Source organism: Siphonobacter sp. BAB-5385, assembly GCF_002261125.1.
Lineage (GTDB): Bacteria > Bacteroidota > Bacteroidia > Cytophagales > Spirosomataceae > Siphonobacter.
The window spans coordinates 33,139-43,970 of sequence record NZ_NMPS01000171.1; the positions used below are offsets into that span (position 1 = coordinate 33,139).

Here is a 10,832-nt window from a genome sequence, read left to right on the forward strand (position 1 = left end):
GAAACGTTTGGCTAAAAACAATCCCCTGGGCTGGCCGTTTGGAACTCTAAACAATGTCTATCTTTACGCCTGCCTCTTTTCGCTAGACTTGATGAATGCTATTGTTACGGGAGCTGCCCAGGGAATTGGTTTTGAAATCTGCCGTCAGCTGGCCCTTCGGGGAGCCTCAGTTGTACTCAACGATGTGGATGAAACGCTGGCGGAAGAAGCCGCTGGAAAAATACAGGCCGAAGGCGGTACTTGTCTGGCCGTTCCCGGCGATGCCTCCGATGTTTCTTTCATTCAATATCTCGTCTCAAAAACTGTAGCGTCTTTTGGTTCAGTAGACATTCTGGTGGGAAATGCGGGTATCACTACGTTTGGCGATTTTTTTGAGTATCAGCCCGAGTCACTCCAGAAATTATTGGATCTAAACATTCGCGGTAATTTCTTTCTGACGCAACAAGCGGCTCGCCAGATGCGAGCTCAGGGGCAGGGCGGTCGGATTTTGCTCATGTCTTCCGTTACGGGTCAGCAGGCCCACGCTTACCTGGCTGCCTACGGAATGACCAAAGCGGCCCTACAGATGCTGGCGAAATCGCTGGTGGCCGAACTTTCCCCCCACGGTATTACCATCAACTGCGTAGCTCCGGGGGCCACCCTGACCGAACGTACGCTCGATGATCCCGAATACATCCCAACCTGGTCTCGTATTACACCCCTGGGTAAACCCGCCCGTGTAGCCGACATTGCGGCGGCTGTCGTTTTTCTGACTTCGCCCGAGGCGGGTCATATCACCGGGCAAACGCTGGTGGTCGATGGCGGCTGGTCAAGCGTCAGTCCTTCCCCCTATTGATTAACAGGCATACGTTTTTTTCATTTGCTTTACGGTTGACTTATCTCTTCATTTCATTAAGCCTTTTATGCAGTTTGTACTCAAGCAATTTCACGAACTTACGACTCAGGAACTATACGATATTTTAGCTCTGCGTGCCGAAGTTTTCATTGTTGAACAAAAGTGTCCGTATCAGGATATTGATGGCAACGATCAGAAAGCCTGGCATTGCATGGGCAAGGACGATACGACGGGCAAACTCATTGCATACACGCGACTCTTTGCGAAGGACGTTTGCTATCAGGGCTATACGGCCATTGGCCGGGTCGTTACGGCACCCGATGTTCGTAGTACGGGATTAGGAAAAAGGCTGATGGATGCCTCTATCGCCTATTGCCGCCGGTTGTTCGGTCCTCATTCCATTAAAATTGGTGCCCAGACGTACCTGCTCTCGTTTTATAAATCGCTCGGATTTGTTTCGACGGGTCAGGAATACGTGGAAGATGGCATTCCGCATACGTACATGACGTATGAGCACCATTCGAAAATTTCCTGATACTCAAAAGCGTCCATCGTAGAAACGGTGGACGCTTTTGATTGCTGGTTCGTATCATCCGGACAAGCTAGAAAACAGGAAAGCCGAAGAAAGCAGGGCTTCCTTCGGCTTTGTTACGATCAAGCGGTAATGGGTTAATTATTTTCCGCTGCGTTAATGACTTTCAAAGCGTGCGTTCCGGTGAAAGTCCGGCCATAGGCATCCTTCGCCCGTACTTCCAGCGTGTGTTCACCCGCGGGTAGGTTTCCCGGCAAACTGGCTTTCCACAAGTGCGTACAAGGCACCGGATTGGAAGGACGTGTACCTTGCAGTGGTTCGGCAGCTTCATCCCAACGTAAACGCGTACTGACCATGATCGGATCGGGTTCTTCCGTATAAGTCATGGCTTTCCATTCGCCGTTACCCACCCGATACTCAAGCTGATCGTTTTTGCTACCCTGGAAAAAGTTAGCGTATACTTCTCCTTTTCCGGACTGACGACGGGCAATCACTTTCGGAGCGTGAATACCGATTTTGTACGTCTCAGGCTGACCCGCCACGCGGTAATCAAAGGCGTACTGGTTGCCATTGAAGGAAAGAAACATGTATCCTTTTGGTGTACCGTCCCGCATCATCGAAACGGGTACGCCCTGAGCGTTCATTTCACCGGAATACCAGTCTCCCGAAGTCGTTCCTACGTTGTACTCGTGATGAGGCGTTTCGCGGGCAAAACCTTCTTCCTTACCAAAGAAATGGTGTAGCTGGAAGTGCGTATGAGCCGACAGAGATAAGGTATGAGGGAAATCTTTGAGGGCGTTGAACATCCGTTGCCGATCTTCCTTACGAAATTCTTCGAAAGGCGGAATGTGATAGCAGAATACGATCAGGTGATCTTTCGGTACGAGTTTCAGATCATTTTCGATGAAATCCAGTTGATCCGGACGTAAACCACCCTGATAACCTTTGCCATCGCGGGGATCGGGATAGAGAATATTGTCGAGTACGACGAAATGGACTTTCCCGCTGTTGAACGCGTAGTTGTTCGGGCCAAAGGCGGCTTCGAAACTTTCGTCGGAAAGGCTGTCCGTCTGAGCGTCGTAGTTCATGTCGTGGTTGCCCATGACGTGGAACCAGGGTATTCCTAATTTCTGAATGGCCTGTTTATAGGGTCCGTACAGGTTCGGGTTGTCTCCTACTTCATCGCCCATGCTGATGCCGAAACGCACGTCCTGGGTTTTGGTTTTTACCTCGTCGATGATCCCTTTTTCAAAGAACGTCACCTGTTCCTGCGTATACACCTGAGGGTCTCCGAAAACGAGCATTTTGTAAGTCTCGGGCTCGTCCTGTTTGATCAGGGCAAAATCTACAGATTTGGGCAGTGCACCCGTAGCGGCTACGCCCGCAAATTTGGTTTTGGGCGATCCCTGAGGTTTATGGTGGCGGTAAAACTGCGGCAGGTTGTATTCGTTTACCGGCAGGCGATACCCCGTTGGCTTGATGACAAAAATCGCATTATCCGGTCCTAGCGGCAGCGTATACGCTCCCTTTTCGTCGGTCAGTACGACTTCACGACCATTGGATACGGCCACTTTCGCTAGTCCGACTTCTTTTTTATCCTTTTTACCGTTTCCGTTTTGATCGTCGTACACGTAGCCTTTCACCTGACTCTGGGCGAAAGCGGCACTGCACAAGAGGGTACTTAGCCCGCAGGCCAGCCATTGCTGTTTCATGGTTCTGGTGATTAGTCGTTCCACTCTTCTTCGTCTGAAATAAAGTCGTATTCTTCCAACAGGAACTCCATCATTTCCTCAAAAACGGCCTCCAGAATGCCCGACTGAGCAGGTTCGGCATCGTACCAGCGAATGATAGATCTTTTCGATAAAACCGGCTGATCTTCATCATTCCGGTCAACGCGAATCAGAAAAGAAGGGTTATCCGTGTGAAGTACATAATCAACGTCCGTTTCGTTGGGCATTGATAGCAGAAACTTGGGAAGCATGGCGATATGATGCATGTGTTTTACGCCGCAAAATTGTAGCGAAGTCCTAGGTTTCACCAAGTTATATTTTCGTTAAGCGGCTTCACAAAAAGTTAATGCAATGCCGTTAACGCCTGTTCCAGACGCCATTAACGTCCCATAACCACTTACGCTATACGTAACATGTATACAAAAACTAAATGCCGATACGGTGGTAAACGAACCGTATCGGCATTGATTGCACGTAGTAATTGGGGAATAATCAGAATTCCACCACCAGACCTACGGAAGCGTAATTGATCCAGTTGAAGGTGTAGACCCGATCTACGTCGGCTCCGCCTTCCACAACCCGGTAGCCCAGTTTGACAAAGGCCTGCTCGCCCAGGGCATACGTGCTCCCGCAAAAATATCTTCGGCCCGACCTTGTTTTGAACCCAAGGCATCGCCCTCTACCAGGACGCCCCAGCGTTTGCCCGGCTGCCAGGAGGCGTAGAAATTAATGAGCGGTACAAAACCGAAGTTATCGAAATTCGTATCCTGCGTATCGTTTTTATAACGCACCTTGGCATCCCGGATTTTTGCCGTCACACCCGCTCCTACCCGCCAGTGCTCGTTGGCCACGAAATCATACCGATAGGTTAGCCGATAAGAGTTGAATTTGTAATCTACCTCCACGGGTTTCCCGGCTTCGAATACCACCGAGTTAAAAGAAACGTTTTCCCAAAAAGCTCCATCATAGCGAACGGTTAGCGGGGCGTACAGAGCAGAAATCGTGTGCCGATTATTGATGGTATAGCCCGCCCGTAAACGGAAAAAGACCTTAGGTTTGACATCCAGCTCTTTGCCAATATCCACCAGCGTACCGCCCTGATTGGGTATACGGATCCGGTTGTAAGGCGTCCCGAACACGAGGCCTGATTCCAAGTCCAGCCGAATTTGAGCCTGAGCGGCACCGGCACAAACGAATCCAAGTAGAAGTAAGAATAAAGATTTTGTTTTCATAGGTTGTGAAATTTTTCAAAACTAACCTTCAGTATTCATTATTTGTTTGAAACTTTGTCCGGTATCCGTAGTCTTAAAAAGGGCGTTCGTTTTACCGGAAACGAGGTTTGGTAAAAACTTCAGACCACTGGTTTTACGTACATGCCCGGTAGGTGGTGCTGTTAATTGCTAGTTGAGATATGTTGTATTCCGATATACTGTATGGTTCGCATGAGATTACGGGAGTCTTTGAAACGCTAATCCAGAGTTCGTTTTTCCAACGCTTACAATTCATTCACCAGGCGGAGCCATCTTCCTGGTCAATCCCCAGATACGGCATACCCGTTTTGAGCACTCCGTTGGGGTAATGCTACTCATCCGGCAACTGGGTGGTTCGGAAAAAGAGCAGGTGGCGGGGCTATTGCATGATCTTTCGCATACGGCTTTTTCGCACGTGATTGATTACGTACTGAATCATCAGGAAGAAGATTTTCATGAAAAGTGGTTTGCGTACTTTCTTCGGCAGCCCGAAATTTCCTCTATTCTGGAGGCCTATGGTTATACAGCGGATGAGATGCTGACGGGCTCGTTTTCGATCCTAGAACAGCCCCTGCCCCACTTGTGTGCCGATCGGCTGGATTATACGCTGCGGGATTTGTACTGGGCAGGATTACTGACACTTAAAGAAATTCATGCGTTTCTGGAAAACGTAATGGTATACAAAAACCGGATGGTAGTGACTTCCCTGGCCGCTGCCCGCTGGATTAAGGAGAAGTATATGGTTCTCAATCAGGAGTATTTCCAGAAGAAAGAACACCTCTACGCCAATCAGAAACTGGCGGAATTATTACGCGAATTACTGGAACATAACTTCCTGCTGGAGGACGACTTTTTCCAGAACGATACGCACGTAATCAATCTGATTGAATTCAGTCTGCACGCCCGGATGAAACTGGATAAGATTCGAAGCATGAGCGATTTTAATCCGATTGTTCCAAGCAATATCATTTTGAAGAAACGGGAAATTGATCCCGAAATTCTGGAGCACGGCCGGGTGTACCGTCTGAGCGAGCGGCAGGGTTAAGGCATTGTTGATACACGTACCGTCCCGTCCCATGGGTTGTACCCATGGCTAATCATCGTTGAACCCCTTCGGGGTTAAGGATCCTGACCTTTAAACGGCTAACACTGGTGCAAGTTTGGGTACGCATACCTGTCTCTGTCTTTTGTAACCGAGCTGCTAACCCCGAAGGGGTTCAACCGCATTAGCCCCGCATGCAATGCGGGGAATATCAGTTAGGCGGTTGGCCCTTAGAAACTGCCCGAGGGTAGGTACAGGTTTGGAAACCTGCACCAGTTCAACTCCTTTATCCTAGACGACAATCCAAAAGACCCCGAAAGTTTAACACTTTCGGGGTCTTTTGGATTGTCACTTTCAAACTTACCAGCCCTGATTCTGAGCCAGCGTACCTTTACTATTCTGAATTTCCATCGGAGGAATCGGCCAGACGTGGTGAATAGCCGGGTTGAACATCCGGGCGGCGTAAATGACCCGACCATCCGCGTGGTGTAGCGGCTGAGCGTATACGGCCTGAGCATCCCCCCAGCGAACCAGATCGAAGTGACGGTCGGTCCACTCACCCGCCAGTTCGCACCGACGTTCGCGTTTCAGATCAGACAGCGTGGCGTTGGTCAGCGTAGCCAGTCCGGCCCGTTTACGAATCAGATTCAGCTCCGTATCCGCGTTTTTATTCTGCATGAGTTTGGCTTCCGCTTTAATCAGCAGTACATCCGCGTACCGCAGCAAAGGAACGTTCAGCGACGTAGAAGGCTTATCGCCGTTCGGATTTACATATGTACCAATCGGATTGGCATAGCCGTACGGCTCCATGTACTTGCGGAACTGGTAACCCGTCCGGTTGCTTGAGCTTACCTTAAAGTTATCCTGGTTATAAGTACGCTCCTGACCGAAGTACATGAACTTATCCCCCGTTTTCAGAATCGTAGCTTCGCGGCGTTTGTCGCCCGCCGGATACGTATCATACAGTTCTTTCGTCGGATAGAAGTTACCCCAGCCATTGTACAATCCCCAACCCTTATCATCCAGGCATACACCGGGGAAAATACAGCCAAACCGCGTATCGGACGCACTCGACGTTACCGACCAGATGTACTCTTTCGACCAGTTATTAGCCGTTTTGAAAACGTCCTCGAAATTATCCAACAGGGCGTGCTGACCACTGGCCACAACCAGATCCGCGTATTTCTCGGCGTTCGCCCAATCTTTGGCGTACAGATACGTCCGGGCCAGATATGCCCAGGCTGCCGTTTTATGAGCCCGCCCGTAATCCGCGGTTTTATACGTGGAAAAGAGCGGTAACAGATCCGCCGCCTTTTTCAGATCTTCGGCGATATAGGCGTAGTTCTCCGCTACGCTCTTTGTCCGGGATACGTAAATATTTTCCGGATTGTCACGATCCTGAATAGGAATCCCCGCCCGGTTGTCGCCGTACCGATAGGCCAGTTCCAGGTGCATGACCGCATGGTTGAAGTACGCTTCGCCCAGATAGCGGTTTTTCAGCGTTTCATCCATCGTAATTTTCGGCACATTACGCAGTACATCATTGGCCCGTTTCATGACCATGTAGTGTTTAGCCCAGATGTTCCGCGTATCCGATTCGTCGCCCGTTACCTGAAAATTCTTGATTCGTTCGGCATTATCCCGGGGTTTGGTACCGATGTCGTCGCTGGCGTTGTTGAGCCAAAAGAAACCCCGACCGTACATGTCGTCGTCGCTGTACAGTTCGTAGATGCTATTCACACCCGCCAACGCATCGCTGGAAGTTTTCCAGAAGTTACCCGTGGTGGGGGCTCCCTGCGGGGTCATGTCGAGATTTTTGTCGCAGGCCGTTAGTCCCAGAGCCAGCAGAAGAATATATTTTTTCATGACGGATGATTAGAAAGAAAGGTTTACGCCAAACATGAATACGCGGGACAAGGGATACTTCGCCACGTCCTGACCAAAGCTGCTGATCCCTACTTCGGGGTCCATGCCGCTGTATTTGGTGAGGGTGAAGAGGTTCTGTCCGGTCAGATATACGCGTGCTTTTACGGCTTTGGTAACCGTAGCAGGTACGGTATAGCCCAGCGTCAGGTTTTTCAGTCGCAGATAGCTTCCGTCTTCGAGGTAGAAGTCTGAAATACGGCTGAAGTTACTGTTGGGATCCGAACCCGCCCGCAGCCGGGGAATCGTGCCACCGGGGTTACTGGGACTCCAGGCGTCTTTCACTTCTTCCAGCATGTTATAACCCGGATACGTACCAGGGTTCAGGGCCAGATTCCGCAGGGAATTGAAAATTTTGTTACCCGCGGATCCCTGGAAGAACACGTTCAGATCGAAGCCCCGGAAGGAGGCATTTCCGTTCAGACTAAAGGTTTTCGTCGGTAATACGTTGCCGAGTACCACGCGGTCTTTATCGTTGATTACGCCGTCCCCGTTGGTATCCAGGAATTTGAAATCTCCGGCCTTGGCGTTGGCCTGATACCGTTTTCCTTCGCTGTTTACGTACTCGGCAGCTTCCACATCCGACTGAAAGATACCCGCCGTCTGGTACCCATAGAAGGCTCCGAAAGGCTGTCCGACCATGTGAAAGTTGGAGTTAGGCAGGTTTCGCACCCGCGATCCAATGGGCAGCAATTCCTGACCCGACGGCAATGATTTCACTTCATTTTTCAGGAATGAAACGTTAGCACTCAGATCATACTTGAAGTCGCCCAGGCTTTGCTGATACGTCAATCCGATTTCAATCCCCCGGTTTTCCGTTTCCCCAGCGTTGATGGTACGACCATCGGGCGTACCGGCTACGCCTGGTAATTGCTCCTGAAACAACATGTTCTGGTTACGTTTCGAGAACACGTCAATCGAGCCAAACAGGCGGTTTTGCAGGAAGCCAAAATCCAGACCTACGTTCGTTTGCTGGGAGGTTTCCCACCGCAGATTGGGGTTAGACAAGGCCCGCTCGGCGTATCCGTAATTGATGACGGGCGTCGATCCCAGCATGGCCATCGACTGAGCCAGCGGCAAACTATACGCATAGTCCGACAGACCCGCCAGGTTACCAATCTTACCCCAGCTGGCCCGTAGTTTCAGATTACTGATCCAGTTGGTACGACTCAGGAAGGCTTCGTCCGAAATGTTCCAGCCCGCCGACAACGATGGATACCACTCCCAGCGACTGGCGTTCAGCAGCTTAGACGTACCATCGCGACGAATAATGGCTGAAAACAGATATTTCTCACCAAAATTATAGTTGGCCCGTCCGACATACGACTCCAGGCCACGCTCGAAAACGTTCGAGCGGTCGTACTGAATCAGTTTGGCATTTTTCAGGTACCGTAGGGAAGGATCTTCATTGTCGAAACCCGTTCCTTTCACCCCAAAATCTTCGGCTTTGGTATGCTGATACGTATGACCGACGAGCAGATCGAGGTTATGTTTTCCGGCGAAGGTCCGGTTGAAATTCAGGGTCTGTTCGTTCAGTACATCCGTGGAGCTGTAGCTGCTTTGGTACAGTTCGTTGAAATCGAAAATTTTACCCGGCTCGGTTACGCGTACCGTAAATTGCTTGTAATCGTTTTTGATTTGTGTAATCCCCCAGTTACTCCGGAAGTTCAAGCCTTTAATGATTTCCCATTCCAGATACGGGTTGATGAATACGTTCGTGACGGGATTGCGGTTGTCCAGACGCTTCAGATACGCCACCGGGTTGACCAGATCCCCGTAGGAACCCGCGTACTGTTCGGGTACGCCCCCGAAGCGACCGGAGCCGTCGTTGCGGTAAATCGTGGCATTGGGCGGATAGAAAATGGCCGTTACGATGGCTCCGGTATAGGCACTGGTCGTGTTTCCGGTTTGACCATTATTGACGGTATACGAAAGGTTTTCACCAATTTTCACGCCCTTGGCAATCTGATGCACGGAGTTGAGTCGCAGCGTGTACCGATCTGAGAACGTATTCAGCAGAATCCCTTCGTTTTTACGGTAGCCGCCCGAGAAAAAGAAGTTCGATTTCTCCGTACCGCCGCTTACTGAGGCATCGATGTTATAGATTTTTCCCGTCTGGAACAGCTCGTCCATCCAGTTGGTTTTCGTCACGCGGGAATCCGGATTGATGGTCGCATCAAAGGCCGGAATCCGGGGCAAACCGGCGTTATCGGTTGCCGTATTCATGGCGTCAGCAAAATCAGCGGCGTTCAGGGGTTTAAGTTTTTTAGCTACCTGCTGAAAACCCTGCTGGTAGTTCAGATTCACCTTCATCTGACCGCTGGTACCACGTTTGGTCGTTACCAGAATAACCCCCGCCGAAGCCCTTGCTCCGTAGATGGCAGCCGACGCATCTTTTAGTACACTCACCGACTGAATATCATTCGGATTAATCGAGCTAAACGTTCCCGGATAAATAACGCCATCCACAACCAGCAGAGGACTCTCATCGTTCAGCGAACCAATCCCGCGTACCTTAATGGTAGGCGAAGCGGTAGGATCCCCCCCTTCGTTGACCACCGTCACACCCGCTACGGTTCCCTGGAGTACTTCCGACGCATTGTTATAATTCCGGCTACTGATTTCCTTGGTCGGAATGGTGGCTACGGCTCCGAGTACTTCTTTTTTCTGCTGAGCACCGTATCCAACGACGACCATTTCCGTCAGTTGTTTCGAAGAAGGCGTCAGGGCAATATCCAGACTGGTTTGTGACTTTACGGCCACTTCTACGTTAGTGTACCCCACGTACGAAATCACCAGTGTTATGTCACCGTCGGGTAGTTGCAGGCTATACCGGCCATCGGCACCCGTCGTTACACCGATTTGCGTGCCTTTGATCGCTACCGTTGCTCCAGCCAGAACCTCGCCCGTTTCCTGATCGGTCACGCGGCCCGTAATACGCCCGGCCTGAAATACGCTTGCCTCCAGTCGATCGCGAACCATCCGCAGATGTACCAGATCAGATTGTGGCTCGGCGGCCAAACTACCCAATCCCAGAAAACAGCCCATCAGCGTAATCCAGGGGGTTTTTGAATAGATTTTTTCCATAGGAAATTTGAACGAGTAGATTTTTCAATAGGATTCAGATAATCCGTGGGATTTAACAGGCAACACACCTGACCTCAGTTTCCGAAGGTACTGAGTAGGGCGAAGTATTCATCAGGAAAAGAGGAAATTGGAAGCTTGGCGGGACTATAACTTGAAATCAACGGCGTATTCGTTACGAAACGCTTACTTCGGTCAGATGACCGTTCTGATTTAGGCTTGTATTTATCCGCATCGTTAAATCAGCCGCAAAGAGAGTTCATCCAAAGACAATCACCGAAGATTGTGAATTATGTATTTATGAATTCTTAATCTGTTTTGTTAAACAAAACTTGATTTCACAAATCCGTATTTACGCTTATTATACACGGCTCGCTGCGGGTGAAATGCGGGGTGCGTCCTTCCCGGTAGGCACAGCCTACCAACTTTTGCGTCC

8 protein-coding genes are annotated in these 10,832 nt (G+C 50.2%); 3 read left to right on the plus strand and 5 right to left on the minus strand.

Going from position 1 to position 10,832, the window contains the following annotated elements:
- Window positions 1-91 precede the first annotated feature (91 nt).
- On the plus strand, window positions 92-835 hold the full coding sequence (locus BWI93_RS16655) for an SDR family NAD(P)-dependent oxidoreductase (RefSeq protein ID WP_094813301.1): 744 nt from the start codon (window positions 92-94) through the stop codon (window positions 833-835).
- Window positions 836-902: 67 nt separating this feature from the next.
- Window positions 903-1,370: a GNAT family N-acetyltransferase gene (locus BWI93_RS16660; RefSeq protein WP_094813289.1), complete on the plus strand. Its 468-nt coding sequence runs from the start codon at window positions 903-905 to the stop codon at window positions 1,368-1,370.
- 134 nt (window positions 1,371-1,504) lie between these two features.
- Here BWI93_RS16660 and BWI93_RS16665 read toward each other — a convergent pair whose 3' ends face one another.
- The 3 genes from BWI93_RS16665 to BWI93_RS16675 form a co-directional block, all read right to left on the minus strand.
- Complete coding sequence (locus BWI93_RS16665; RefSeq protein WP_094813291.1) at window positions 1,505-3,079, minus strand: calcineurin-like phosphoesterase family protein; 1,575 nt, start codon at window positions 3,077-3,079, stop codon at window positions 1,505-1,507.
- A gap of 11 nt (window positions 3,080-3,090) precedes the next feature.
- Window positions 3,091-3,363, minus strand: a complete 273-nt coding sequence (locus tag BWI93_RS16670; RefSeq protein ID WP_102201068.1) for a hypothetical protein — start codon at window positions 3,361-3,363, stop codon at window positions 3,091-3,093.
- Window positions 3,364-3,651: 288 nt separating this feature from the next.
- Window positions 3,652-4,329: a hypothetical protein gene (locus tag BWI93_RS16675; RefSeq protein ID WP_255157921.1), complete on the minus strand. Its 678-nt coding sequence runs from the start codon at window positions 4,327-4,329 to the stop codon at window positions 3,652-3,654.
- A 310-nt stretch (window positions 4,330-4,639) separates the two neighbouring features.
- Here BWI93_RS16675 and BWI93_RS16680 point away from each other — a divergent pair, with 310 nt between their 5' ends.
- Entirely contained in the window at window positions 4,640-5,392 is a 753-nt protein-coding gene (locus BWI93_RS16680; RefSeq protein ID WP_255157922.1) for an HD domain-containing protein, read from the plus strand.
- A 357-nt stretch (window positions 5,393-5,749) separates the two neighbouring features.
- Here the strand turns inward: BWI93_RS16680 and BWI93_RS16685 are convergent, their stop codons facing one another.
- On the minus strand, window positions 5,750-7,255 hold the full coding sequence (locus tag BWI93_RS16685) for a RagB/SusD family nutrient uptake outer membrane protein (protein WP_094813297.1): 1,506 nt from the start codon (window positions 7,253-7,255) through the stop codon (window positions 5,750-5,752).
- A 9-nt stretch (window positions 7,256-7,264) separates the two neighbouring features.
- The gene (locus BWI93_RS16690) at window positions 7,265-10,399 is read right to left on the minus strand and encodes a TonB-dependent receptor (protein WP_094813299.1); all 3,135 of its coding nucleotides are present in this window, start codon (window positions 10,397-10,399) and stop codon (window positions 7,265-7,267) included.
- Window positions 10,400-10,832: the final 433 nt, after the last annotated feature.